General features: G+C 63.9%; 26 protein-coding genes. 18 read left to right on the top strand and 8 right to left on the bottom strand.

What is annotated here, in order from left to right:
* Positions 1 to 16: 16 nt before the first annotated feature.
* Complete coding sequence (locus NDO48_RS06405) at positions 17 to 910, bottom strand: DMT family transporter (RefSeq protein ID WP_018428991.1); 894 nt, start codon at positions 908 to 910, stop codon at positions 17 to 19.
* 231 nt (positions 911 to 1,141) lie between these two features.
* Between NDO48_RS06405 and NDO48_RS06400 the strand changes: the two genes are divergently transcribed.
* The 14 genes from NDO48_RS06400 to NDO48_RS06335 all read left to right on the top strand — a co-directional run bounded on the left by NDO48_RS06400 (position 1,142) and on the right by NDO48_RS06335 (position 16,592).
* The gene (locus NDO48_RS06400) at positions 1,142 to 1,435 is read left to right on the top strand and encodes a GYD domain-containing protein (RefSeq protein ID WP_267321145.1); all 294 of its coding nucleotides are present in this window, start codon (positions 1,142 to 1,144) and stop codon (positions 1,433 to 1,435) included.
* A gap of 112 nt (positions 1,436 to 1,547) precedes the next feature.
* Entirely contained in the window at positions 1,548 to 2,201 is a 654-nt protein-coding gene (locus tag NDO48_RS06395; protein ID WP_267321144.1) for a class I SAM-dependent methyltransferase, read from the top strand.
* A gap of 116 nt (positions 2,202 to 2,317) precedes the next feature.
* Positions 2,318 to 2,881, top strand: coding sequence for a helix-turn-helix domain-containing protein (locus NDO48_RS06390; protein ID WP_267321143.1), 564 nt, complete (start codon positions 2,318 to 2,320; stop codon positions 2,879 to 2,881).
* A 6-nt stretch (positions 2,882 to 2,887) separates the two neighbouring features.
* Positions 2,888 to 3,418 carry a GNAT family N-acetyltransferase gene (locus NDO48_RS06385; protein WP_267321142.1) on the top strand — a complete coding sequence of 177 codons (531 nt, stop codon included), beginning with the start codon at positions 2,888 to 2,890 and terminating at the stop codon, positions 3,416 to 3,418.
* Positions 3,419 to 3,622: 204 nt separating this feature from the next.
* Positions 3,623 to 5,356 (top strand): cation:proton antiporter, encoded by a 1,734-nt coding sequence (locus NDO48_RS06380; protein ID WP_267321141.1) that lies wholly within the window; start codon positions 3,623 to 3,625, stop codon positions 5,354 to 5,356.
* 174 nt (positions 5,357 to 5,530) lie between these two features.
* Positions 5,531 to 6,487, top strand: a complete 957-nt coding sequence (locus tag NDO48_RS06375) for a LysR family transcriptional regulator (RefSeq protein ID WP_267321140.1) — start codon at positions 5,531 to 5,533, stop codon at positions 6,485 to 6,487.
* Positions 6,488 to 6,635: 148 nt separating this feature from the next.
* Positions 6,636 to 7,487: an ABC transporter substrate-binding protein gene (locus NDO48_RS06370; protein ID WP_018428984.1), complete on the top strand. Its 852-nt coding sequence runs from the start codon at positions 6,636 to 6,638 to the stop codon at positions 7,485 to 7,487.
* A 75-nt stretch (positions 7,488 to 7,562) separates the two neighbouring features.
* On the top strand, positions 7,563 to 8,486 hold the full coding sequence (locus tag NDO48_RS06365; protein ID WP_267321139.1) for an amino acid ABC transporter permease: 924 nt from the start codon (positions 7,563 to 7,565) through the stop codon (positions 8,484 to 8,486).
* Positions 8,483 to 9,286 carry an amino acid ABC transporter ATP-binding protein gene (locus NDO48_RS06360; protein ID WP_026227398.1) on the top strand — a complete coding sequence of 268 codons (804 nt, stop codon included), beginning with the start codon at positions 8,483 to 8,485 and terminating at the stop codon, positions 9,284 to 9,286. The genes NDO48_RS06365 and NDO48_RS06360 overlap by 4 nt, the downstream gene beginning before the upstream one ends.
* Positions 9,287 to 9,343: 57 nt before the next feature.
* A complete protein-coding gene (locus NDO48_RS06355) occupies positions 9,344 to 10,585 on the top strand; it encodes a MalY/PatB family protein (RefSeq protein WP_267321138.1) in 1,242 nt (413 codons plus the stop codon).
* On the top strand, positions 10,585 to 11,052 hold the full coding sequence (locus NDO48_RS06350; RefSeq protein ID WP_026227397.1) for a RidA family protein: 468 nt from the start codon (positions 10,585 to 10,587) through the stop codon (positions 11,050 to 11,052). Before NDO48_RS06355 ends, NDO48_RS06350 begins: the two co-directional genes overlap by 1 nt.
* A 489-nt stretch (positions 11,053 to 11,541) precedes the next feature.
* The gene (locus NDO48_RS06345) at positions 11,542 to 12,147 is read left to right on the top strand and encodes a TetR family transcriptional regulator (RefSeq protein WP_018428979.1); all 606 of its coding nucleotides are present in this window, start codon (positions 11,542 to 11,544) and stop codon (positions 12,145 to 12,147) included.
* A 56-nt stretch (positions 12,148 to 12,203) separates the two neighbouring features.
* Positions 12,204 to 13,331, top strand: coding sequence for an efflux RND transporter periplasmic adaptor subunit (locus NDO48_RS06340; RefSeq protein ID WP_267321137.1), 1,128 nt, complete (start codon positions 12,204 to 12,206; stop codon positions 13,329 to 13,331).
* Positions 13,332 to 13,448: 117 nt separating this feature from the next.
* Positions 13,449 to 16,592: an efflux RND transporter permease subunit gene (locus NDO48_RS06335; protein WP_267321136.1), complete on the top strand. Its 3,144-nt coding sequence runs from the start codon at positions 13,449 to 13,451 to the stop codon at positions 16,590 to 16,592.
* Between the two features lie 72 nt (positions 16,593 to 16,664).
* Here the strand turns inward: NDO48_RS06335 and NDO48_RS06330 are convergent, their stop codons facing one another.
* Both NDO48_RS06330 and NDO48_RS06325 read right to left on the bottom strand, forming a co-directional pair.
* The gene (locus NDO48_RS06330) at positions 16,665 to 17,996 is read right to left on the bottom strand and encodes a serine hydrolase (protein WP_267321135.1); all 1,332 of its coding nucleotides are present in this window, start codon (positions 17,994 to 17,996) and stop codon (positions 16,665 to 16,667) included.
* Between the two features lie 151 nt (positions 17,997 to 18,147).
* Positions 18,148 to 19,356, bottom strand: a complete 1,209-nt coding sequence (locus NDO48_RS06325; RefSeq protein WP_267321134.1) for a diaminopropionate ammonia-lyase — start codon at positions 19,354 to 19,356, stop codon at positions 18,148 to 18,150.
* A gap of 102 nt (positions 19,357 to 19,458) precedes the next feature.
* Here NDO48_RS06325 and NDO48_RS06320 point away from each other — a divergent pair, with 102 nt between their 5' ends.
* Together NDO48_RS06320 and zigA are read left to right on the top strand one after the other, a co-directional pair.
* On the top strand, positions 19,459 to 19,938 hold the full coding sequence (locus NDO48_RS06320; RefSeq protein ID WP_416377184.1) for an Lrp/AsnC family transcriptional regulator: 480 nt from the start codon (positions 19,459 to 19,461) through the stop codon (positions 19,936 to 19,938).
* 111 nt (positions 19,939 to 20,049) lie between these two features.
* Positions 20,050 to 21,261: a zinc metallochaperone GTPase ZigA gene (gene zigA / locus NDO48_RS06315; RefSeq protein WP_267321191.1), complete on the top strand. Its 1,212-nt coding sequence runs from the start codon at positions 20,050 to 20,052 to the stop codon at positions 21,259 to 21,261.
* Positions 21,262 to 21,390: 129 nt separating this feature from the next.
* Here the strand turns inward: zigA and NDO48_RS06310 are convergent, their stop codons facing one another.
* From NDO48_RS06310 to NDO48_RS06300, 3 genes are all read right to left on the bottom strand, one after another.
* Positions 21,391 to 21,639 carry a hypothetical protein gene (locus NDO48_RS06310; RefSeq protein ID WP_018428972.1) on the bottom strand — a complete coding sequence of 83 codons (249 nt, stop codon included), beginning with the start codon at positions 21,637 to 21,639 and terminating at the stop codon, positions 21,391 to 21,393.
* Positions 21,640 to 21,758: 119 nt separating this feature from the next.
* Positions 21,759 to 22,715 (bottom strand): 4-hydroxy-tetrahydrodipicolinate synthase, encoded by a 957-nt coding sequence (gene dapA, locus NDO48_RS06305; RefSeq protein WP_018428971.1) that lies wholly within the window; start codon positions 22,713 to 22,715, stop codon positions 21,759 to 21,761.
* Positions 22,705 to 23,136 carry a hypothetical protein gene (locus NDO48_RS06300; protein ID WP_157632775.1) on the bottom strand — a complete coding sequence of 144 codons (432 nt, stop codon included), beginning with the start codon at positions 23,134 to 23,136 and terminating at the stop codon, positions 22,705 to 22,707. The genes dapA and NDO48_RS06300 overlap by 11 nt, the downstream gene beginning before the upstream one ends.
* Positions 23,137 to 23,324: 188 nt before the next feature.
* Here NDO48_RS06300 and NDO48_RS06295 point away from each other — a divergent pair, with 188 nt between their 5' ends.
* Positions 23,325 to 23,942 carry a glutathione S-transferase family protein gene (locus NDO48_RS06295; RefSeq protein WP_018428969.1) on the top strand — a complete coding sequence of 206 codons (618 nt, stop codon included), beginning with the start codon at positions 23,325 to 23,327 and terminating at the stop codon, positions 23,940 to 23,942.
* A 40-nt stretch (positions 23,943 to 23,982) separates the two neighbouring features.
* Here NDO48_RS06295 and NDO48_RS06290 read toward each other — a convergent pair whose 3' ends face one another.
* Entirely contained in the window at positions 23,983 to 24,411 is a 429-nt protein-coding gene (locus NDO48_RS06290) for a VOC family protein (RefSeq protein WP_018428968.1), read from the bottom strand.
* A 198-nt stretch (positions 24,412 to 24,609) separates the two neighbouring features.
* Complete coding sequence (locus NDO48_RS06285) at positions 24,610 to 25,482, bottom strand: LysR family transcriptional regulator (RefSeq protein WP_267321133.1); 873 nt, start codon at positions 25,480 to 25,482, stop codon at positions 24,610 to 24,612.
* Positions 25,483 to 25,570: 88 nt separating this feature from the next.
* On the opposite strand from NDO48_RS06285, the gene NDO48_RS06280 reads away from it, so the two are divergent.
* Complete coding sequence (locus NDO48_RS06280; RefSeq protein ID WP_018428966.1) at positions 25,571 to 25,801, top strand: DUF1127 domain-containing protein; 231 nt, start codon at positions 25,571 to 25,573, stop codon at positions 25,799 to 25,801.
* Positions 25,802 to 25,834 lie beyond the last annotated feature (33 nt).

Raw genomic sequence — 25,834 nt, 5'->3', positions numbered from 1 at the left:
CGCCTGCCGGCGTCGTTCAGCGCAGGAAGATCAGGCCCATGCCGGCGACGACCAGCGCCGCTCCCGCCCAGGCGCCGTTGGCGGGACGCTCGCCGGTTCTTGCCCACAGCATCGGCAGGATGATGACAGGCGAGGTCGCCGACAGCGTCGAGACGATGCCGACCTTGCCGCCCGAAAGCGCAAAGAGCAGCAGCGTCATGCCGATGCCGAGCGCGATGAAGCCTGTCAGCGCGGTGAGGGCCGCAACCTTGAAGGTCAGCGGCCCCTTGGGCTTGACCGCTGGGATCGGCAACTGGATCAGCACTGTCAGGCAGACGGCGGCGATGCCGACGCGCAGCATGGAGGCGAGGAAGGGGTCGATGCCGGTGGCCATGACCGGGCGGGCGATGATCGATCCCACGGCCTGGCCGGTGGCGGCGCCGAGGCCGAGCGCCACGCCGATCCACAACGGCCCCTTGACCTTCTCCCAGGCATGCAGCTGGTCGCGGCGCTTGCCGAAGACGATGGCGAGCACGACGCCGGCAACTGTCAAAGCAATGCCTGCTACCGCGTTGGTCGACAGGTCCTCGCCGAGCGCCAGCCAGCCGAGCAGGGCGGCGATGGGCGCATTCAGCGCAAACAGGATGCCGGAGCGGCGCGGGCCGACGCGGTTGAGGGTGGCAAAGAGCAGCGTGTCGCCGACGAAGATGCCAACGAGGCCGGAGACCAGCAGCGGCGCGACATTGGCGGCGTCAAGCTGTTGCCAGGCGCCGGTGGCGAGCACATAGGCGGCCAGCAGGCAGGTGACGAAGATCTGGCGGAAGCGGTTGAAGGCGAGCGCGCCGAGATGGCCGGCAGGGCCGGCCGAGATCAGTCCCGTCACCGACCAGCAGGTCGCGGCTCCGAGGGCGGCAAGTTCGTGGATCGGCATGGGAGCTCACAAGGTTACGGCACGCCACAGAATCGGCGGCTCAATCTAGGAGCGCGGCAGCCTTTGCTCAACGGATCCCTGGGCCGCCGTGGCCTGTCGTAGCTCCTAAAGGCTAGGCCAGCGGGCCTTTACGGCTACATCCTGCCATCGCCTGTGGTGATAGGGTGCGCTCCGGGAGAAACGGCGGCTGCGCCGATGCGCCCGCACGCCTCCGCAACCAAGGAGGATGAAATGGCATATTACGTCTTTCTTACCAATTTCACCGACCAGGGCGCACGCACGGTGCGGGACTCGCCCAAGCGCGCCGACGCATTCAGGGCGATGGCCGAAAAGAGCGGCGCCAAGGTGCATACGCTGCTGTGGACGCTCGGCAAACATGACGTCATCGTTCTTCTCGAGGCGCCCGACGACGCGACCGCGACCGCGCTCAGTCTCTCGGTGTCGGCGCTCGGCAACATCAAGACCCAGACGCTGAAGGCCTTCGACGCCGCCGACATGCGCAAGATCATCGACAAGATGGTCTGACATGCCGGTTCGGGCGGGAGCTCTTGCCATGCCACATGGCTTCCGCCCGTTCTTGATTCCGGCTCCGCGCTCGCGCTAGCGTGACCTCGGGCGAGCTGTTCGGGATTCGGATTTGAATTTTCACAAGACCAGTCGCGACGCGTTTGCGGATGCGGAGGCGTTCATCCGGGAAAACCTCGTGGTGTTGCCGGTGCCGTCGATTGCCGGCATATCGCTCTACACCGCTCATCCGGGCAGCGGCCTGCGCCGGCTGGCAAGCGACGACGATGGCCCAGCGCCTTACTGGGCCTATCGCTGGGCCGGCGGTCTGGCGCTGGCGCATCATGTGCTTGCCCTGCCGGAGGCGGTGCGAGGGCGACGCGTGCTCGACCTTGGCGCCGGTTCGGGGCTGGTCGGCATTGCCGCGGCCAAGGCCGGGGCGGCCAGCGTGCTGTCGGCCGAGATCGATCCGAACGGGATCGCCGCCATTGGTCTCAACGCCGGGCTGAACGGCGTGACGGTCATGCCGTGCGGCGACGACCTGGTCGGTGGCGCGCCGCCCGAGGTCGACCTCGTGCTGGTCGGCGACCTGTTTTACGCGCGGGAAATCGCCGAGCGGGTGGCTGTGTTCCTCGACCGGTGCCTGACTGCCGGCATTGCGGTGCTGGTCGGCGATCCCGGCCGCGAGTTCCTGCCCTTGGCGCGGCTTGATCCGGTGGCCGAATATGTGGTCGCCGATGTCGGCAGCGCTGCGGCGCCAGCCAGGGTCTATGCCTTCGTGGCCTGACGGCCGACCGCAGCGCGCCGAATTCCTGCACTGTCGCCTCGCCACGCGCCGCCGTCACATGGGGCTGTTCGTGGACCGGCTTGACTAATTCTCATATTTGAGAATATTTCTCTCATATGGATGAGATCGACGATGGCATGGATATCAGGATCGCGCAGCGGCTGCGGACGCTGAGGGCCGAGCGCGACTGGTCGCTGGACGAGTTGGCGAAGCGCAGCGGGGTCAGCCGGGCGACGCTGTCGCGGCTGGAAAATGCCGAGGTCAGCCCGACGGCGAGCGTGCTCGGCAAACTTTGCGCCGCCTATGGGCTGACGATGTCCCGGCTGATGCACATGGTCGAGGGGACGTTTCAGCCGGTGATGTCCAGGCAGGTGCAACCGGTGTGGAGCGATCCCGAGATCGGGTTTCGTCGCCGGCAGGTGTCGCCGCCGGCGCAGACGCTGGCCGGCGAGGTGCTGGAATGCGAGATGGATGCCGGCACTGATATTTTCTACGAGGCGCCGCCGCATCAGGGGCTCGAGCATCATCTGCTGCTTCTGGATGGGCAGCTCTCGGTCACCGTCGACGGCGGCACGCATGAGCTGAAGCCGGGCGACTGCCTGCGCTACCAGCTGTTCGGACCGAGCGCCTTTGCCACGCCCGCGGGGCAGGGCGCGACATACATGCTTTTCATCGTGTGAGACGTCATGAGCGAATTCGAGATTTCCGTGTTCGGGGCCAGCGACATCGAGGCCAATCTGGCCGAACTGGGCCAACTCCTGCATGCCTGCGTGCATGCAGGCGCGAGCATCGGCTTCGTGCTGCCTTATTCATTGGCCGACGCCGAGAGCTTCTGGACCGACAAGGTGCTGCCGGGTGTCGGTGAAGAAACGCGCATCATGCTGGTGGCAAGGCAAGATGGCCGCATCGCCGGCACGGTGCAGCTCGGCTACGACACGATGCCCAACCAGATGCATCGGGCCGACATCAACAAGCTGATGGTGCATCCCGACTTCCGCCGCCAGGGCATTGCCAACAGGCTGATGGTGGAGATCGAGGCGCATGCCCGCAGGCTGGGCCGCCGCCTGATGACATTGGACACGCGGACCGGCGACAGCGCCGAGCCGCTGTACACGTCGCTGGGCTATGTCACCGCCGGCGTGATCCCCGCCTATGCGCGCGATCCCTTCGGCAGCGACCGTCTCGACGCAACGACTGTCATGTACAAGCTGCTCTAGCGTGCCGGTGCGGCACAGGTAGCTGCCGGGGGCTCCGGACCGGCAACTGTCCGACGCCCTGTCGCAGATACTGATTCCGGATGCGCGGCTAAGGCACTGGCCGCCATATTCTTTCTTCGCATCGGCCGATGCGGCGGGCATAAATGGCTGACGTGCCGATCTTCGAGTCGGCATCGACGAACGGGCCACCTGCCAGGAGCCGCCATGGGCGAGAACCTTCACAACATCTGGCTCAACGATGCGCTGGTGTTCCTGTTCGCCGCCGGCGTGCTGGTGCCGCTGATGCGGGTGGCGCGCATCCCGAGCGTGCTTGGCTTCCTGCTGGCCGGCCTGGCGCTCGGGCCCTTCGGCATGGGGGCCCTGGCGGAACGCTGGCCGCTGCTCAGCCATTTCACCTTTGCCGATCCGGAAGCGGCCGAACCTTTTGCCGAGCTCGGGGTGCTGTTTCTTTTGTTCCTGCTCGGGCTCGAACTGTCATTCGAGAAGCTGTGGTCGCTCAGGCGCATGGTTGTCGGCGCGGGCGGGCTGCAGGCGCTGGCGAGCGTCGCTGCAATCGCCGCCGTTGCCGCCCTGTTCGGCGCCGAAGGCCGCGTCGCGCTGGCGATCGGCCTTGCGCTGGCGCTGTCGTCGACGGCGATCGTCATGCAGACGCTGACCGAGGAAAAGCGCGTTGCCGGGCCGGTGGGGCGGGCAGCACTCGCCGTGCTGCTGTTCCAGGACATGCTGGTGGCGCCGATCCTGATCCTCATCGGCTTTCTCGGGCAGGGGCCGGATGCCAGCCTGCTGCCGGCGCTGCTCGAGGCGCTGATCCAGGGCGGCATCGCGGTTACGATCATCCTTTTGTTCGGACGTTTCGTGCTCAAGGACGCCTTCCGGCTTGCCGCACGCGCCGGCGGACGCGATTTCCTTATGGGGCTGACGCTGCTGGTCATCGTCGGCGGCGCCGTGTTCACCGCCGCTGCCGGACTGTCGCTGGCGCTGGGCGCGTTCATGGCGGGTCTTCTGCTCGGCGAGACCGAGTTCAAGCACCAGGCCGAGGTCGACCTCGAACCGTTCAAGGGCCTGCTGCTCGGCCTGTTTTTCATGACCGTCGGCATCGGCCTCGACCTTGCCACCGTATGGAGCGAACTGCCGACGGTGCTGGCAGGGCTGGTGGCGCTGCTTGTGGTCAAGGCGGCCATCGCCAGCTTCGCCTGCCGCGCCTTCGGGCTGGAGCGGGCGCGGGCGGTCGAGACCGGCTTTTTGCTCGCGCCGGCCAGCGAATTCGCCTTCGTGGTGGTGACGACTGCGGCGGCGGCCAATGTGCTCGACGCGCCGACGGCGACGCTGGTGACGGGCATTGCCGGACTGTCGATGCTGGTCACGCCGCTGGTGGCGCTGATCGGCCGGCGCATCGCGGCCCGTATCGACGCCAGGCGGCCGTCGGACATTGCGCCCGAAACCTATCCCGATCTCCGGGGGCACGTCGTCATTGCCGGCTTCGGCCGCGTCGGTCGCACGATTGCGCGCATCCTCGATGCCGAGGAAACCGACATCGTGGCGCTGGAGCGCAATCCCGAGATCGTGGCGCGCGAGCGCAAGGCGGGCCGCAAGATCTATCTGGGCGATGCCGCGCGTCCCGAAATCCTCGCCCATGCCGGGGCCGAGGGCGCCAGCCTGTTCATCGTCACCGTCGACAATGCGGCCGATGCCGCCGCCATGGTGCATGCCGTCAGGCAGATGCGCAGCGATGCGCCCGTGCTGGCCCGCGCCCAGGACGCCGCCCATGCCCGCCAGCTCTACGAGGCGGGCGCCGAATTCGTCATTCCCGATGCGGTAGAGGCCGGCCTGCAACTGGCCGGCAGGGCGCTTCTGGAGTTCGGCTATTCCAACGAGGTGCTCAAGGATCGCATCGCGACCGAACGCAGCGTCGAATACCAGCGCGCCGGGGCGGAGTAGGCGCGCCCATCGTGCCTAGCGGTTAGAACCTGCGGTAACCCTTGCTTCCTAGCCATGGAGCTCGTCCTCAAGGGACATCGTGATAGTCGCGCACATTTTTCGTATGAATGTATAAATCGCCAAAGCTGAAATTCATGATGTTGTCAGATGCCTCCAAGCCCGCACGCGTTCTCCTTGAATCAAATCGATCTGAACCTGCTTCGTACGTTCGACGCATTGATGCAGGAGCGCAGCGTCACAAAGGCGGCGGAACTCCTTGGCAGGACGCAGTCGGCCACAAGCCATTCACTTTCCAGGTTGCGGCATATCTTCAAGGACGAATTGTTTTCTCGCGATTCAGGGGTGATGGAGCCGACGCCTCGGGCGAAAGAACTGGCTGCGGTTCTTACTCGCTCGCTGGCTGACATTCGTCAGGTCGTTGAAAGGCATTTGAATTTCGAGCCTGCGAGCACATTCAGAAACTTCAGGATCGGCCTCTCGGATTCCTCGGCCGTTACGATCCTTCCGAGCCTCATCCAGAACTTCTCGGCTCAGGCGCCAAATGCAACGCTCAACGTCTTGCACACAAGAGAGGCTGAAGTCCTCGACTTGCTGAAATCCAAGCAAATCGAGTGCGCGGTGCTCGGCAACTTTTCGCTCAAGAGTGACCAGATTACGGTCGTGCAACTATCGACACACAAGATGGTCTGTGCCGGCTGGAAAGGAAATTGCCTGCTGGATGACTTCACCCAAGAGCGCTACTTGTCTTCGCCTCATCTTCAGATCTCTGCAGACGGCAAGGCGGATGGCGTTGCAGATATCGTTCTGAGAGGCCTTGGCCTCAAACGGAAGGTTGTCGCCACCATTCCGCACTATCTCGTAGCGCCCTGGATCATCAAGGACACGCCTCTCATAACGGTTTTTGGCGACAACTTCATTTTCGCGGTCTCCGAAGAAACCGAGACCAAGATCGTTCCGGCCCCGTTCCCTCTTCCGGACGTTCGGGTCTCCATGGTTTACGAACGTAGTTTGGAGGCCGATGCGGGACATGCCTGGCTGCGAAGCCTGATCATCGCCACGACAGAGGTGCAGCGGGCATTGAAAGAAGCGGCGTATAGACGCCTTAACATCTCCGGCGGTCCTCAACCTTAGCATAGATGTGCGCCACGCGTTGGTCCCTCATGAGCTGTTTCACGATGGTACTATGCATAGCATGCATAGTCTTATGTCGCATTATCAATTTCACCGATCATGCAGGCGACTGCTATCCGTAGGCCACGGTTCAAACAGGGAGGAACCAATGAAGCGTGGCCTTACAACGAGTGGCGTGGTTCTTGCGCTCTCGGCATTTTCGACCCTCAGCAGCTTTGCTGCGGACATTCCCGTAACGGATGCCGTCAAGACCAGCGGCAAGCTTACAATCGCCAGTTCCCTCGCCTACGCCCCCTTCGAGTTCACTGACGCCTCCGGAAAGCCGGCTGGCCTGGACATTGAGATGGCTCAGGCCGCAGCCGACCTGATGGGGGTGAAGCTGGAAGTCGTCACAATTCCCTTCGCCTCGCAGATTCCGGCTCTCGCATCGGGGCGCGCAACGATGGCCTGGACCACCTTCACGGTGCTGCCTGAGCGTTTGAAACAGGTGGACTTCATCTCCTTCATGGAAACCGGCTCCGTGGCAACGGTGAAGCCGGAGGACAAGGACAAGTTCACAAAGAAGCTTGACCTTTGCGGGCACGCTGTCGCGGTTCAGACCGGCACTTCCGGCGATATCGCTGCCGACAGGATCTCGGCCGACTGCAAGGCCGCCAACCTGCCGGAGATCAACAAACAGATCTATCCGGAGCCAAAGGACAGCATCGCTGCGGTGCTGTCAGGTCGCGCCGAGGCCTGGTTGGATGACTCGACGGCCACAGGCTATTTTGAGAAAACGAGCAAGGGGCAGCTCGTCGTTACCGGCGACAGCTATTATCCGTCACCGCTCGGGATCGCGGTCCCGAAGGGAGACAAGGCTACGGCGGCCATGGTGGATGCCGTCCTCAAGGAATTGATGGCGAACGGCACCTATAAGAAGCTGCTCGACAGCTACAACATGGGCAAGTCGTCCCTGGACGCGCCGGTCATTTACACCGACGTCTCTCAACTGAACCAGTAACCGCCATATCTCATCCGAGATCGACTGAACGCCCGGTGGCCTCGACTGCCGGGCGGGGAGAGCTGTGCGACACCCATGAAAAACGATCAAAACTCCGCGGCAATTGCCAAGCTTAAAGTGGTTCCGCTGCCCCACCCGTTCCGCCTCGCGGCCATCATGCTTGTGCTGTCGCTTCTCGCGCTGGCAGTTCGTAGCGCGGCAACGAACCCCAAGCTGCAATGGCCCATCGCCGGAAGCTATCTCTTCAATCCGCTGATCATGAATGGTCTCCTGGTGACCCTCATCGTGACCGCTCTGGTAATGGTGATCGCCGTTATCCTGGGCACGATTGCGGCACTTATGATCTTGTCGCCGAGCCGGCTGCTTTCAACGCCGGCAAAAGTGTTCGTCTGGTTTTTCCGGGGAACGCCGGCGCTGGTCCAGCTCATACTCTGGTACAATCTGGCGCTGATCGTTCCGCGCTTCGAGCTTTGGCTGCCTGGTCTTGGCACCATTTTTTCAATTTCGACCAACGACGTCATGACGCCTCTGGTCGCGGCCGTCGTCGGCCTTTCGCTCCACGAATCCGGCTACATGGCGGAAATCATCCGCAATGGCCTGCAGTCAGTCAACCAAGGCCAGCGGGAAGCGGCTCTGTGCCTCGGGATGAAACCGAGCCTGTTGATGCGCCGCATCATCATCCCCCAAGCCATGCGCGTAATCATCCCTCCATCCGGCAACGAGACGATTAACCTGCTCAAGACCACTTCGCTGGTCAGCGTTGTTGCAGTGGGTGACCTGCTTTATTCGGCGCAATCCATCTACGCCCGTACGTTCGAGACCATACCGCTGTTGCTGGTTGTAACCTTTTGGTACCTCGTAGTCGTGGCGATCATGTCGATCGGCCAGTTTTACCTGGAACGCCATTTCTCTCGGGACAAGGCCACACGGCAAGGCAAGGGCACGCTGAAAGCAACATTCAGCAATGCCTTCTCCGTTCGCAGGAGGGTCACACAATGACTGTTTCAAGAACACATCACGGCCGCTTTGGTATCGACCAGAATGTCATGGTCTATGCCGAAGGCGTCCGAAAATCCTTCGGTTCCCTCGAAGTGCTTAAAGACGTCAGCCTGAGCGTCCCGACAGGCAGCGTCGCCTGCATCATCGGGCCTTCGGGTTCGGGCAAGAGCACGTTCTTGCGATGCATCAACCATCTGGAGAAGATCGATGGCGGCCTGCTCCTCGTGGACGGGGACTTCATAGGGTATGAGCTTAGGCAAGACCGGCTCCATGAACTGCCAGACAGCGCAATCTGCCGCCGTCGTGCCGAGGTCGGTATGGTGTTCCAGCAGTTCAACCTTTTCGGCCATCTGACCGTCCTGCAGAACGTCATCGAGGCACCAGTCCATGTCCGGGGTGAATCGGTCAAATCTGCCACGGAGCGGGCGCTCCATCTGCTTGGCAAGGTTGGTCTGGCCGAGAAGTGCCACGCTTATCCGCGACAGCTCTCTGGCGGGCAGCAACAACGCGTGGCGATAGCTCGGGCGCTTGCCATGCGGCCCAAGGTCATTCTCTTCGACGAGCCTACTTCGGCGCTCGATCCCGAACTCGTTGGCGAGGTTCTTGCCGTCATGAAGGATTTGGCGCGGGACGGCATGACCATGGTGGTGGTTACACACGAAATCGGGTTCGCGTCAGAAGTCGCCGACCAACTCGTTTTCATGGACGGTGGCGTCGTTGTCGAGCGTGGCGTTCCAAAGGAAATGATTGCAAATCCGCAATCACAACGCCTCCGCGAGTTCCTGGCGCGCGTCAAGTAGCCCGATCCCACAAACAATCAGATGTCGACCTCGTGAATCCGCGGGGAAGGAGATCCCATGCCCACAAACACCGCTCGTTCTGTATCCCATCAGTCGCTCCATGACTTTAGCCAGGCAATAGATCGGACAGCTCTCAGCACCCTCAAATGGGAGATGGAAATCGACCGGCTGGGCGACCCGGACCTTCTCTCGTTTGGAACCGCTGATCTGGATTTCCGGTCGCCACCGGCCGTCGTTGAAGCGTTGCATCGTGCGGTCGATGCCGGCCATTTTGGTTATCCTCTGAGACGACCCGGCTACTACGACGCGGTCACGGGCTATCTGAGCAGACGTTTCGGATGGCAGGTGGAGAAAACGTGGATCGATTCCTGTGTCGCGATTTATCCATCGATGCACTCGATCATCATGGAACTGACCCAGGCCGGCGACGAGATCATCTACCAGCCACCCGTCCACCACGTTTTTGCGGAGATCGTGAAGGCCAACGACCGCGTGCCCGTCGCCAATCAACTGATCAATCGCGGCGGCACATACGAGATGGATTTTGCCGGGCTTGAGGCCTGCATTACTGACCGAACGAAGTTGTTGTTGCTCTGCAGCCCGCACAATCCGGTTGGCCGGGTCTGGACTCGCGACGAGCTGAAGGAACTGGCACGCATATGCTCCGAACGCGGAGTCATCGTGGTTTCCGACGAGGTCTACAGCGGGATGCTGTATGAGGGAACGGAATTCACACCCTTTGCGGCGGTTTCAGAATGGGCTGCGATGAATTCCTATTGCTTGCTCTCACCAAGCAAGCCCTTCAATCTTACCGGACTGAAGCATTCCATCGTTGTCACTCCGAGCCCGGTCCTGCGGGATGCCTTCCGGCGCGGCTTGCTGCGCGCCAATCTACAGTATGGTGGCAGCGTACTTGGATACGCTGCTGCCGAGGTGGCGTTCCGGGATTGTGACGATTGGAGCCACGCGCTGATGCGCCATGTTGCCGGCAATCACGCATATGTCACGGATTTGATCCGGTCATTCCTGCCCGAGGTCAGGGTTCCGGTAGCCGAAGCAGCATACTTCGCCTGGCTGGATCTCTCTGGGCTCAACACGCCGAAGGCTGTCTATGAGCCGCTGATTGAAAGGCAGGCGAAGCTCATCGTGACTTATGGCGAGCCGATGGGGCCTGGTGGAGAGAACCACATCCGCATCAACCTCGGCACTTCGAGATCGATCTTGGAGGCGGGCATGCGACGGCTGCTCTCGGTACTCGTTCCACTTACCGGACGTTCCTTTGATGAAAGCGCTCGCTGATGGCAAGCACAGCAGAGACGCGTCTCGCAGCCCTGGGCATTGAGTTGCCGGAACCTCCGACCGCAGTGGCGAATTACGTGGCGACGATGCGATCGTCGAATTTGCTTTTCGTGTCCGGGCAGCTTTGCCTTGACAGAGACGCCCTCGTTGCCAGCGGCAGTGTCGGCGGAAGCGTAACGGTGGCAGATGCCACCGTTGCGGCAAGAGCTTGCGCTATCAACATTCTTGCACAGTGCCGCAGCGCGTTGGGCGGCCTGGATCGTGTGCGCCAGGTCGTGCGGCTTGGTGGCTTCATCGCCAGCACCCCGGATTTCGAGGATCAGGCGAAAGTCATGAATGGCGCATCTGATCTAATGGTCGAAGTCTTCGGCGATGCCGGCAGGCATACGCGGTCCACCGTTGGCGTGATGTCGCTGCCAAAGGGCGCGGCGGTCGAAATCGAAGCCATATTCGAGGTCGAGCCTTGATATTGGCGGTGGAGCCTAATTGCACGGCAGGATTCGGTTCGCGACGGAATTAACTCGGACGGCTTCAAAGGGGTCGGCAGCCGAACGGCGGCTTTCTCACAGAGCTGTTCCGTCCAAGGTCCACCGTAAGCATCAGGTCTGGGTGAGCTGTGCAAATCCGCGGTCGGGGCCCATCAGCACCATCACTGCAACAAGCATGCATTTCACAGTTGGCGTTGGGCATGGTCACATTCGTGGCCTGTAGGCAGTGCGTCCGGCGGCGCAGGCGGGACCTTCCGGATTGATTCAGCGCGGGCGACCAAGTCCGTGTGACACAATGGTTTTCGTGCCTGAGGGCATTGCGACGCCTGGCTGCTCCACGCCAGCGTGGCCGTCGCCATGTGTCAGCATACAGGTGTTTTTTGCACTGCAGCGGATTGACGGTCGGCCAATTACGGATTACGAATGACGAAATATGAAAATCGTCAGTCGTAAAAAGAGCGACCCGAAATGAGCGAAGCAGCCGAAAGCACGGTGGATCTGGCCCGACAGGAAACGGTCGGGCGCATTCTCGATTCCGCCGACCGGCTGTTCCGGCACTATGGCTATGCCAAGACCAATGTCGCCGACATTGCCCGCGATCTCGGCATGTCGCCGGCCAACATCTACCGCTTCTTCGCCTCCAAGGTGGAAATCCACCAGGCGATCTGCGGCCGCATGCTGGCGGCGGTCTACCAGATGGCCTGCCAGATCCTCCGTGCGGAGGGCAGCGCCACCGAGCGGCTGCGCCGCTTCATCCATGCCCAGCATCGGCTGACCGTCGAGACCATGCTCGACCAGGAGAAGGTGCACGAGATGGTCATCGTCGCGCTGGAGCGCGACTGGCATGTCATCGAAAAGCATATCGACCGGCTGCATGACCTGATGGCGGAAGTCATCGCCGAGGGCATCGCATCGGGTGAGTTCGCCAAGCAGGATCCCCAGATTGCCGCGCGCTGTTTCGGTGCCGCGACTGCCACCCTTTGCCACCCGCAGATGGTGTCGCAATGCGTCAACAAGCCGAACCGTGCGACCTTCGAGGAACTTACGGAATACGCGCTGAAGGCGCTGAAGTAATCGGGCGGCCTCCGGGCCGCCATCCAGGATCAGTCAGACAACCAGGAGTGCGAACGATGTCTTCGTTCCAGACCTTCGCTGCGAAGGTGCGTCCTTTTGCGCGCGTCGTTTCCGTCGTCATGATCGGTGGGGCCATCGCGGCCTGCTCCGAGGCCAAGACCGAGACCGTGGAGGCGGTCAGGCCGGTCAAGGTGGTGGAGATCGCCAATACCAGCACGACGCGCGAACTCGACTATTCGGGCGCGGTGAGGGCGCGGACGGAGATGAATCTCGGCTTCCGCGTTGCCGGCAAGATCACCGAGCGCGTCGTCAATATCGGCGACAAGGTGAAGCCCGGCGACCTTCTGGCGCGTATCGATCCGACCGACTTCCAGTTGGCGGTGACGACGGCCGAGGCCAATCTCGCGGCGGCCGAAAAGCAGGTCGAGACCGCCAGGCTGGCCGACCAGCGCTCGGAACAGCTCTTCGCCAAGAAGTTTGCCTCCGAGGCCCAGCGCGAGCAGGCGGCCCTGGCCTACAGGCAGGCATCGTCACAGCGCGATGCCGCGGCATCCGCGCTCAGCCAGGCCAGGAACCAGGTCGGTTATGCCGAGCTGCGTTCGGACCAGAGCGGCATCGTCACCGCCATCAGCGCCGACACCGGCCAGGTGGTGGGCGCCGGGACGCCGGTGGCGTCGGTTGCCGTGGATGGCGAAAAGGAAGTGCAGATCGCGGTGCCGGAACTGGAGATCACCCAGTTCGCTCCCGGCCAGCCGGTGAAGGTGACCTTCTGGTCGTATGAGCAGATCCTGCTCGACGGCACGGTGCGCGAGGTGGCCGGCAGCGCCGACCAGCAGTCGCGGACGTTTTCGGTGCGCATCACCTTGCCAGACGACAAGCGCGTGCTGCTCGGCATGACGGCGCGGGTCGCGGCCAGTGTCGAAAGCGGGCAGAAGCTGGTGTCGATCCCGCTCAGCGCGCTCGCCAAGCAGGACGGCAAGAACATCGTCTGGGTGGTGAAGGACGGTACCGACACCGTGCATGCGCGCGGCATCAAGGTCGCCGACTTCGTCGCCGACGGGGTGCAGGTGGCCGAGGGGCTGCAGCCCGGCGACCTGGTGGTCGCGGCCGGCACCCAGTTCATGACCGAGAACCTGAAGGTCAAGCTGCCTGAGCAGCGCGCCGCCGACAACGCCACGAACTAGCCGACCCTTTCCATCGACCTGCCAGGCGGCCGAACCGGCCGTGTGGCGGCCAGGACATTGACCCTGCGCAGCGCCGCCGCGGAAGACGGCCGGCCTGCGCCATCCGGAACCACTGTTATGGACAGCTCCAGCCAGGACAAGCAGCCCTTCAACCTGTCGCGCTGGGCGATAGGCCATCCCAGCATCGCGCGCTTCCTGTTTGCGCTCATCATCATCACCGGCGCGCTCGGGCTGATGCGCATGGGCCAGAGCGAGGATCCCGATTTCACCTTCCGCGTCATGGTGGTGCAGGCGATCTGGCCGGGCGCCTCGATCGAGGAAATGCAGGATCAGGTCGTCAACAAGATCGAGCGCAAGCTGCAGGAGACACCGCATCTCGACTGGGTGAAGTCCTATACGCGCGCCGGCAGCGCCATCATCACGGTCCAGGTGAAGGGCAACACCAACCAGGCCGATGTGAAGGAGGCGTTCTACCAGGTGCGCAAGAAGGTCGGCGACATCGCCTCCGAGCTGCCGCAGGGCCTGATCGGACCGTTCTTCAACGACGAGTTCGGCGACACCTTCATCACGCTGCATTCGATATCGGGCAACGGCTACAGCTATCCCGAGCTGAAGGCGTTCGCGGTCAAGGCGCGCGACATGCTGCTGACGACGCCGGGCGTCGAAAAGGCCGTCATCCTGGGCGACCAGCCACAGCGCATCTATATCGACGTGGCGTCGAACGTGCTCGCCGGGCGCGGGCTGACCCTCAACGACCTGCGCAACGCCATTGCCGGGCAGAACAATGTCGATCCGGCCGGCACGGTCGACACCGGCACGCATTCGGTGCGCATCTCCGTCGAAGGCGACGTCAGCAAGGTCGAGGATATCAGGGAGCTGCGGCTGCGCGCCGGCACCCAGGTCACCCGTCTCGGCGACATCGCCACCGTCAGCAGCGGCCTCGAAGACCCCTATCAGCGCAAGTTCCGCTTCAATGGCCAGGACAGCGTCCAGCTCGGCGTGGTGATGGCCAAGGGTTTCAAGGTCACCGATGTCGGCAAGGCAGTCGAGGAGACCTACAAGCGCTTCGAGGAATCGTTGCCTTACGGGGTTTCGGTCGACCAGATCTCCAACCAGCCCGAGGTGGTGACGGAGGCCATCGGCGAGTTCATGAAGGCGCTGATCGAGGCGTTGCTGATCGTGCTGGTGGTGTCGTTCCTGTCGATCGGCTGGCGCTCGGGCCTGGTCATCGCCATCACCATTCCGCTGGTGCTGGCTGCGACCTTCGCCATCATGTACGAACTCGGCATCGATCTGCAGCGCATCTCGCTCGGCGCGCTCATCATCGCGCTCGGCCTGCTCGTCGACGACGCCATGATCGTGGTCGAGCTGATGGAGCGGAAGCTCGAGGAGGGACTGGTCAAGATCGAGGCGGCGTCCTTCGCCTATTCGTCGACGGCGTTCCCGATGCTGACCGGCACGCTGATCACCACGGCCGGCTTCATTCCCGTCGGCTTCGCCGAATCCACGGCCGGCGAATATGTGCGCTCGCTGTTCTTCGTCGTCGGCATCGCGCTGGTGACGTCGTGGTTCGTGGCTGTCTATTTCACGCCATGGCTGGGCTACATGATCCTCAAGCAGCGTAAGCATGCCGGCAGCCATCACGACGTGTTCGACACCAGCTTCTATCGCCGCCTGCGCTCGACCGTGACCTGGGCGGTGAGGCATCGCATCATCGTGCTTGCCATGACGCTGATGGCCTTCTTCGGCTCGCTGTTTGCCTTCCAGTTCATCCCGCAGAATTTCTTCCCGCAGTCGTCGCGACCGGAAATCCTCGTCGATCTCTGGCTGCCCGAGGGCACCAGCATCAAGGAAGTGGAGAAGCAGGCCGAGGCGCTGGAAGCCCGGATGATGGACGATCCGGACAAGAAGTTCATCGCCACCTTCATCGGCGAGGGCGCGCCGCGCTTCTTCCTGCCGCTAGACCAGCAGCTGCGCAACCCGAACTACGCCCAGCTGCTTGTCATGGCCAATGACGAGCCGGCGCGCGAGCGGCTGATCGTCAAGCTGCGCACCATCCTGGCCGAAGACTTCCCCTCGATCCGCGGCAAGGTCGACCGCCTGTTCCTCGGACCGCCCACGGGCTGGCCGGTGCAGATGCGTGTCATGGGCCCCGACCGCACGGAGGTGCGCCGCATCGCCGACCAGGTGAAGGCCAAGTTCGCCGAGAACCCCGAGCTCAGCGCCATTCATGACGACTGGCTGGAGCAGGTGCCGGCGATGAAGCTGGTGGTGGACCAGGACAGGGCGAGGGCGCTCGGCGTTTCCTCGCAGCGCATCCGCCAGATGCTGCAGGCAACCATGTCGGGCGCGCCGCTGGACAATTTCCGCGACGGCGAGGAGACGGTGTCGATCGTCGCCCGCGAGCCGGAGGCCAACAGGCAGCTGCTGTCGGCGGTCAACTCGGTCTACATTCCGACCGACTTCGGCAGTTTCGTGCCGTTGTCGCAGGTGGCCAAGGTCGTGCCCGTGATGGAGCAGGGCATCGAATGGCGTCGCGACCGCCTGCCGACGATCACGGTGCGTGCGACGCTGCCCGACGGCGTTCAGCCCAACGACGTTGCCATGAAGCTGTACAGCGACCTGAAGCCGCTGCGCGACGGCCTCGCGCCCGGCTACAAGGTCGAGATCCAGGGCGGCGCCGAGGATGCGGCCGAGAGCCAGATGTCGATTGCCGCCAAGGCGCCGATCATGCTTTTGGTCATCGTGCTGCTGCTGATGGTGCAGCTGCAGCATTTCGGCAAGGCGATGCTGGTGCTGGCGACCGGTCCGCTCGGCATCATCGGTGCCGCCGCGGCACTGCTGATATCGGGCGCGCCCTTCGGCTTCGTCGCCATCCTCGGCGTGATCGCGCTGCTCGGCATCATCATCCGCAACTCGATCATCCTCGTCGACCAGATCGACCAGGACATCGCCGCGGGCATGGAGCGCTCCGAAGCAATCGTCGGGGCCGCGGTGCGCCGCTTCCGCCCGATCACGCTGACGGCGATGACGGCGGTGCTGGCGCTGATCCCGATCTCGCGCGGCGTGTTCTGGGGGCCGCTCGCCTATGCGATGATGGGCGGCATCCTGGTGGCGACGGTGCTGACCATCCTGGTGCTGCCGGCGGGTTATGCCCTGTTCTTCGGGCGCGAGCCCAAGAAGAAGCAGGTCGAGCCGGAAGCGGAAGATCATGGCAATGTCGCCGACATCCCCCATGTTCCGGCACTGGCGGCCGAATAGGCCTGCCGTTGGCCCCAAAAGAAAAGCCGCCCTTCGGGGCGGCTTTTTCGTTCGTGCGCGGAACTGAAGCTCCTACACTCGCGGCCCCAGCGTGTTGCGGCCGTTCTGGTGGAGGGTCAGGGCGGTGGCGCGGCCGTCGGGCCCGATGTCGAAGCTGATCTGGGCGTCGACGATCTTGAGAAAGAACTGCCTGTCGTTCTCCGGAAAAATCTCGTGGCGGCCCTGGCCGGTCGCCTGGGCGAAGAGGCCTTCGGCATCGCGGGTGATTGCGATCTCGAAGCTCGGGGCGAGCCTGTAGATGCCGACATAGCGGTCATGGAGGTTCGGATCGATCCTGGCGACGACGCGTTTGCGCGGCGCCGGCAAAAGCGGGTTGTCGCGATCGAGGATGTGGGCGCAGATGTCGTTGACGCCGATTTCGGTCGCCGTGTTGGACAGGCCGACGACGCCGATGCGCTTCGCCGGCATGATGGCGAGGAAGGAGCGGTAGCCGCCGGTGCCGCCGTCATGCAGGATCGCCTGGTTGTCGCCGTCGCCGGAGACGAGCCAGCCAAGTGCGGTCTCTGGGCCGGAATCGTCGGTCGGGCGGCGGATCGACAGTGTGGTCTCGAGCGCCCTGGCAAGCTGCGATGGGCGGCCTTCCAGCACCATCTCGATCAGCTTGAACAGGTCGTCGACCGTCGATTTCAGTGCGCCGGCGCCGGCCAGCGTCGGCAGGTCCCAATTGGCGACAGGCATCAGGTCGGCGTCGTGGCCCAGCGCCAGACGCGCCTGCATCTCGGGCGTGGCGTCGATTGCCGTCGAGGTCATGCGCAGCGGCGCCAGAACGCGCTGGTGCAGCAGGGTGGCGAACTCCATGCCGGCGGCGCGGGCGAGCGCGTGGCCGAGCAGGCCCATGCCGAGGTTGGAATATTCATAGTGGTCGCCGATGTCGCGCGGCAATTGGTAGGCCGACAGGAAATCGTACATCTGCTCGACCGTGTAGTCGGCATAGGGATTCTCGTCGTCATCAGGGGCGAAATTGTCGGGCAGGCGCGGCAGGCCGGAGGTGTGGGTGGCCAGGTCGGTCAGCGTGATCTGGCGGCCGGCGCGCGTCGGTACCGTCACCGATGCGGGCAGGTATCTTGCCAGGGGATCGTCAAGCGCCACTTCGCCGCGGCCGACCATCTCGCCGAGCAGCAGCGTGGTGAAGACCTTGGTGATCGAGCCGATCTCGAACACGGTGTCGCCATCGACAGGCCGCGTGTGGAATGCGCCGAAGCGCCCATGGGCGACGACCTGCCGGCCGGCTGGACCGAACGTGCCTATGACCATGCCGACGCCCTGTTGCTGCCGGTCGATGCGCTCGACCAGGATCTGGCTGATCTCGGCTTCGGACGGGAAAAGCGAGGCGTGTGCGGTCATGGCAAGGTTCATCGGCGACGGCTCTCTATTGCGGATGGAGAAAAGAGCTAGCCGGCGCAGATTACAACAGCATGGCGGGAAGGGCAGGCGTTTCGAATGGGGTTCAAACGCCTGATCCCTTCCCTCCCCACAAGGGGGATTCTGCTACGGCTTATTTCGCCGCGACTGCCTGGCCGGCGGCAAGATCGGCCGGTGTCAGCCCGACCAGCTCGCGGTAGCGGTCGGGATCGGTGGCGCCCTCGGTGACGATGAGCAGCACGCGCGAATGGGCATCGACGCCGATGGACTTGCGCATCTCGGGGTCGCGGGCGGCGCGGAACAGCCCGGCCATGCCGGCAGCGCCGCTTTCGCCGGCAACGACGACAGGATCGTGGCCGAGCGGACGCGCCAGCCGGTTCATCGCCTCGACCGCATCCTCGTCCTCGACGGTCATGAAGGCGTCGGCCTTGCGGGCCAGGATGCGCCAGGCGAGCAGCGAGGGTTCGTAGCATTCGAGCATCGCCATGACAGTCGGCTCGCCATGATTGAGCTTGACCGGCTTGCCGGCGCGCGCCGTCTCGAAGATGCAGGCGGCGCGGGCCGGGTCGACCACGATGAAGGTCGGGCGTTCGTCGCCGAGGCGGGCGTCGAGATAGGCGGCCATGGCGGCGGCGATGCCGCCGACGCCTGCCTGGACGAAGACATGGGTCGGCGGCTGCGGCAGCTTTGCCAGCGCCTCGCGCATGATCGCCGTGTAACCCTGCATGACCAGGCCCGGGATGCGCTCGTAGCCGGGCCATGACGTATCGGAGACGACGGTCCAGCCCTTGGCTTCGCAGACCCGTGCGGCTTCGGCGACCGAGTCGTCATAGGTGCCGGCGACGCGCACCATCTCGGCGCCGTAGCGGGCAATGGCCTCGACCCTGTTGTCGCTGACGCCGCCATGGACGAAGATCACCGAACGTGCGCCGACAAGCTGGGCGCCTTGCGCGACCGAGCGGCCATGGTTGCCATCGGTGGCGCAGCCGAAGGTCATGGACGCGGCGATCCTGGCGACGTCAGGGGAGAGCAGCTCGTCGATGCCGACCGGCCGGCCGAGCCTGGCCTCGGCCGTTTCGAGCACCAGGCGGATGACTGCATAGGCGCCGCCGAGCGCCTTGAAGCTGCCGAGGCCCAGCCGATAACCCTCGTCCTTGAGGTGGATCGCGCCGACGCCGAGATCGTGGGCGAGGGCGGGCAAAGCACGCAGCGGGGTGGCGCGGTGATTGGGCCGATGCTCGAGGAAGCGCGCGACGGCTTCACCCGCCTCGACACCGAGGGTTTCGGCATCCCCAGATGCAAGCGGCTTGCGATAATCAGGGTGCTGGTTGCGGATGAGCATGCGTTTGAATCTCCTGCCTCGATGCATTGATATTGCAAGCGGAGTGAGAAAGGCGCTCTAATGTGGCCTGATTTGTGCAAGTTTGTTTCGTTAGGGTGTCTCTTGATCCGATCCGCTTTGCCCGAACTTGACGAGTTCGACCTCAAGATCCTCGACATCCTGCAGCGCGACAACGCGACGCCGCAACGCGAGATCGGCGAGGCGGTGAACCTGTCTGCGCCGGCCGTGCAGCGCCGTATCAAGCGCCTGGAGGAAACAGGCGTGATCTCGGCCAATGTCGCCGTCATCGACCCCGGCAAGGTCGGCCGGCCGATCACCATCGTCGTCGAGATCGCAGTCGAGAGCGAGAAGATAGACCTGCTCGACGCCGTCAAGGCGAGCTTTGCCGCCGCACCCGAAGTGCAGCAATGCTACTATGTCACCGGCGAGGCCGACTTCGTGCTGATCGTGACGGTGACGTCGATGGCTGAATATGAGGCGCTGACCCGGCGGCTGTTCTTCGCCAATCCCAACATCAAGCGCTTCCGCACGCTGGTCGCGATGGACCGGGTCAAGGCCGGCCTGACCGTGCCGCTCGGCTAACGGGCGGAGTTGCTCAGCCGGGCTTTCTTCGCACCAAAGATCGCTTGACGTCTGTAATGGTATAACATTATTGATACCGCATCGAAATGCAGCAAGGAGAGCATCGTGCCGGTGCGAACAGCAAGACGCCTGCCCGTGACGGTCCTGTCGGGCTTCCTGGGGGCGGGGAAGACGACGCTTCTCAACCACGTTCTCAACAACAGGGATGGCCGCAAGGTCGCGGTCATCGTCAACGACATGAGCGAGGTCAACATCGATGCGGCGCTGCTGCGCGATGGCGGCGCCAACCTGTCGCGGACCGAGGAAAAGCTGGTCGAGCTCAGCAATGGCTGCATCTGCTGCACGCTGCGCGACGACCTGCTCAAGAGCGTCAGGGAACTGGCCGAACAGGGGCGCTTCGACTACCTGCTGATCGAATCGAGCGGCATTTCCGAGCCGCTGCCTGTGGCCTCGACCTTCGAGTTCCGTGACGAGCATGGCGAAAGCCTGTCCGACGTGGCGCGGCTCGACACGATGGTGACGGTGGTCGACGCGGCGAACCTGCTTAAGGACTATGCCTCGTCGGAGTTCCTGCGCGACAGGGGCCAGTCGCTCGGCGCGGGTGACGAACGCACTTTGGTCGACCTGCTGGTCGAGCAGATCGAGTTTGCCGACGTGGTGGTGCTCAACAAGGTGTCGGCGGCAAGTCGTGACGACATCGAGGCGGCGCGCAGGATCATCCGGGCGCTGAACCCCGATGCCCATGTGGTCGAGGTCGATTTTGGCGCGGTGCCGCTGGCGGAGGTGCTCGACACCGGCCGCTTCGACTTCGACCGGGCCGAGCAGCATCCGCTGTGGTTCAAGGAGTTGCACGGTTTCGCAGATCATGTGCCGGAGACGCAGGAATATGGCATCAGCTCCTTCGTCTACCGCGCCCGTCGACCGTTCGACCCGGTAAAACTCAAGGCATTCATATCGCGGGAATGGCCAGGCGTGATCCGCGCCAAAGGCTTCTTCTGGCTGGCGACGCGGCCGCACCATGTCGGCGAACTCAGCCAGGCCGGCGCCCTGGTGCGCACCGCCAGGCGGGGCCTGTGGTGGGCCGCGGTGCCGAGGTCGCGCTGGCCCGACCATGCCGAATGGCAGGCGGCGATGCAGCCTTATCTCGATCCCGTCTGGGGCGATCGGCGGCAGGAGATCGTCTTTATCGGCTGCCACCCGATGAACGAGGTGCGCATCCGCGCCGAACTCGACAGCTGCCTTGTCGACGCGGAAGGTTTTGCCCCCGAACTCTGGCGCAATCTCGCCGATCCGTTTCCGGACTGGGAGAAGGCAGCGGCATGACGCTTGCCAGGACGCTGCTCACGCTGTGGCGGGGCTCGCATACGGATTGCGCGTGTCATCCTCCCAGGACCAGCGCCTTCCGTGCCGAGGAGGTGCCTCGGGCCGATAAGCCCGAGGCACGCCAGCGCGTCAGTTGCGACGAGGCTCCGGAAAGACCGGATCGAGGCTCAGGGTGATTTCGGCGGGGGCGCAGAACACCGCGCCGGGCACATGATCGCTTTCGGCCAGCGCAAACCGCACCGCCGATTCCCTGTCGGCGAAGATGCCGCCGACCATGGCCTTTTCGTCGCTGACCACCCAGTGGCCGGAGGCGTCGCGGCCGACCATGAAGCGATGGCTGTGGAGTGCCGGATGGATGTCGTGAGCAGCGCTGCCCATGATTTTTGCCTTTCCTGAAGTTCTTTCAAAGCGATGCGGTCGAACCGCGTCTGCACTGATGATGCGAGGCCTTCGCCATAGGGTTTCGATTGAGGGCGAAGGACAAGGACATCGGGATTTCACAGGTGCCGCCTGATGAAGCCGGGCCCCGGGCGTGCGGGGCGGGCGGCGCGCAGGCGCGGCTGCGGTTCGAAAGCGGTCAAGGCAGTGCGGATCGCTGCCGCCGTCTCCGGCTCGGCCTCGAGCAAAGGCAGGCGCATATCGGGCTGGATCCTGCCCATGGCGTGCAGCGCATATTTCACCGGCACCGGATTGGTCTCGCGTTCGAGCGCCGCAATCAGCGGGCGCAGGCGCTGCTGAATGGCGCGGGCGGTGTGGGTGTCGCCCCGCCGGCAGGCGTCGTGCATGTCGACGCACAGGCGCGGGACGACATTGGCGACGACCGAGATGGTACCGCTGCCGCCCATGGTGTTGAAGCCGAAGGCAGTGGCGTCATGCCCCGACAGGGCGACGAAGCGGCTGCCGAAACGCTGGGACTGGGCCATCTGGCGCGACAGGTCGCCGGTGGCGTCCTTGAAGCCGACGATCGAAGGGATGTCGGCGAGCCGCGCCATGGTTTCGGGCGCAAGGTCGACGCCGGTGCGGGAAGGCACGTTGTAGACGATGATGGGGATGTCGACCTTTGCCGCGACCGTCTCGAAATGCCTGACGATGCCGCTCTGCGTCGGCCTGTTGTAATAGGGCGTGACGATTAGGACCGCATCGGCGCCGAAGTCGCGCGAGGCCGCCGTGAAGGCCACGGTCGCATCGGTGCTGTTGCTGCCGGTTCCGGCAATGACAGGCACGCGCCCGGCAGAGACCGCGACGCAGGTGCGGATGACGGCGATGCGCTCGTGCCAGGCAAGCGTCGGCGCTTCCCCTGTCGTGCCGCAGGGCACCAGGCCGTTGATGCCTTCGCTGATCTGCCATTCCGTCAGCGCGGCAAGTGCGGCGAGGTCGACCTCGCCACCCCGGAAGGGGGTGACGAGCGCCGACATGGCGCCGAACAGGCGCCGGCGAAGCTGGTCAGTGGTCATGGAAAAAACTCCTGTTGGGCTGGAGAGGGGACGCCGGCCTTGGGCCGCGTCGGGATCGCTGCGGAAAGGTCCTGAGCAGAGCCATCAGCACGGCTGCGGCGAGATCGGCATGTTCGGCCTTGCGCAGCCGTGCCGACGATCCGGCGCGCATGGCGCACTGCCAGCGGCCGTCGTGCAGGGTAAGCGTTTCGATGGCGCGCGGCGGCTCGGCGCTTTGGGCAAGCAGCGTCACGGCGTCGAGCAGCGCATCGGCTGCCATCAGCGACTGGAAGCGCCGGCGTGTGGTCAACGCACGATCCTCGATCGCCGCGAAGCTCGCTGCCACCGCCCAGACATGATGCTCGCGCAGGATTCTTGCAGCGGCGATGCGGTCGGCCAATGTCGGGTCGGGCTTCATGGTGGAACAGAGATAGGGCTGCACCGCGTGAAGGTTCGAGACGCAGCGGCAGGGAGATTTATAGGGAAAGCATAAAGATCGGCGGGGCCGCTCGCGGCGGGGCGGTCCGGCGAAACAAACTTGCAGCGCGGCGGCCGCAACAGAGCGCAATTCTCGCCCGCCTTGCCCTATGAATTGCCGCTTACGACAACGGCCAGACGGTGCGACAGCAGATGATCCTCTATTACCAGACCCATTCGCCCTTTGCCCGCAAGGCGCTGGTGTTCGCCCACGAGGCGGGCCTCGCCGACCGGCTCGAGGTCATCCACCAGGAAACCAGCCCGACGCTGCGCAATGATCGCGTCTATGCCGAAAACCCGCTGGGGAAAGTGCCTGTCCTGATGCAGGCGGACGGCGAGCCGATCCTCGATTCCGATGTCATCTGCGCCTATCTCGACACGCTGCATGACGGGCGGAAGCTGATCCCTGGAGAAGGCGAGGTCCGTTGGCAGGCGCTGCGGCTGCAGGCGGTGGCGCAAGGGCTGGCGCAGACCGGCATCGGCTTGCGCTGGGAAACCGAAAGGCGGCCCGAGCAACTGCGCTACGAGGCGCTTGCCGAGGGTTACCGGGACAAGATCGAGGCGACCTATGACTGGCTCGAAGCCGCCGTGGATGCCGACGCGCCCCTGCATGTCGGGCATATCGCGCTGGCGACCGCGCTGTCGTGGATGGCGTTTCGCGACCTGCCGTCGTTTCGCGGGCGGCAGCGGCTGACGCGCTGGTTCGACGCATTCGAGCAACGGCCGTCGATGCTGGCGACGCCGCTGTCGGGCGAGACGCACGACCGCTGAGGTGCTGCGCGCCTTCAGGCGCGCAGCGGCTAGCCTTGGATCAGGCCGGCTTGACCGGCGCGTTCATCGCCCAGGCGACGCCGAAGGGATCGCGGAGCCGGCCCCAGCGGTCGCCCCAGAACATGACGTCGAGCGGCACCTCAACCTCGCAGCCGGCATCCACAGCGCGCTTCCACCAGGCGTCGATGTCGTCGCCGAGGATGAGCTGCATGGTATAGCCCTGCGCCTTTTCGTGCGCATGGCCGTGCTCGGGAAAGGCATCGCTCAGCATCATCGACGAGCCGTTGACGTAGAGATGGACATGCATGGTCCGTCCCTTTTCGTCCGCCGGGACCGCAAAAATGGTCTCGGCGCCGAAGGCACGCTTGTAGAACTCGGCCGCCTTCAGGGCGCCGTCGACCTGCAGATAGGCGACCAGGCCGCCAAGAACCTTCGGTGCGGGGTAGTCGATCTTCTGTGCTTCAGACATTTCAGTCTCCGTTCCTCGTTACGAGCCAATCACCGCCTTTTGCGGCGTCTGTTGCAGGCATCGTTGGCCGCCTTCGGCCGATGCCTCGCCACTAGGACGAACGAAGTCCGCCCAGGTCGACATGGCCGACGACATTTTTTCCACCGCAGCCGAGGCGGGCCGAAGGCGCGCGGTTCTGTGCTGAAACAGCGAGCTGGATCAGGCAAGAACTTGCGAACGGGCGCCGACCACGTCGCGTATGTGCAATGCCAGTTCCTGGGAAAGGCGCGTCGGGCCTGCATGCGGCTGATAGAGATTGATCCAGAAGCTCGGCAAGGACGGCAGCCCATGCCGCTCGCCCAGGATTTCAAAGCCCGGCGGTACGGTCGAAGCGAGCAGCGGCGCCACCGCAATATCGGCGTCGAGTGTCGCCAGGATGGGATCGAAATTGCTGTCTTCGCAGACCCAGCGCCAGACCCGTCCCTGGTCTGCCAGTGCCTTGAGCGCAAAGGGTCGCAGCATGCAGGTTTCGTCATCAGTCGATATGGGCAGCGGATCGCGCTCATAGGCCTGGCCACCCTTGGCGCCGACCCAGACCAACGGGTCGGACAGCAGCGTCTCGCCATTGTGGCCGCATTTTTTCTCCACCGCGAAGGTCAGGTCGACCTCGCCGCCATCGAGCTTTTCAAGCAGGCGCTGGGTTGTGTCGCAAATGAGTGACACGCGCACGCGCGGCCAGGCCTGGTCGAATTGCTTGAGGATGGGAGCGCCGAAGCAACGGACGAAATCGGAAGGAATGCCGAGGCGGATTTCTCCCTCGAATTCGGCTTCGTTCATCGCCGACCAGACCTCGTCATTGTTGCGGACGAGGCGGCGCGCCTGGACGACAAGGCGCTCGCCCGTTGGCGTCAGTTTCAGGCCCTTGCGGTCGCGCTCGAAGAGGGCGCAGCCGAAACTGTCCTCGAGCCGCTTGACCTGCTGGCTGACGGCCGCCTGTGTGAGGTTGAGCACTTTGGCCGAACTGGTCATCCCGCCGGTGTCGACCACGGCCAGGAATGCCCTCAGCAACGCGATATCGATGTTGTATGGCATAAGGACCTCTTATCGAGGTCATAATATACATTCGTTTCCATTATGCCAGTCGGGTCGTTAGCCTGTTCCCATTCCCTGGAGACCGGCCATGACGACCATGATCGAAAATCAAGGCAGGACCGCACGTCGCGGCAGGCTCGCCCGCGCCATGCTTGTAACAGTCGGTTCGGCGGCGTCGGCCATTCGCCAATGGGGTGCCGCACGGAGACTGTCGCGCCTGGACGATGCCGCATTGAAGGATCTCTGCATCTCGCGCGGCAACATCGAGTGGGCGGTGCGGCAGACGCAAGGGTCGCAGGACAATCAAGGGCCGTGCTAGCGATCGCTCCTTGCCGCTCTCAGTGAAGCTGCT

It is taken from the genome of Aminobacter sp. MET-1 (genome assembly GCF_026521175.1).
In the GTDB taxonomy this organism is placed as follows: domain Bacteria; phylum Pseudomonadota; class Alphaproteobacteria; order Rhizobiales; family Rhizobiaceae; genus Aminobacter.
This window is presented reverse-complemented; position numbering and strand designations above follow the sequence as displayed.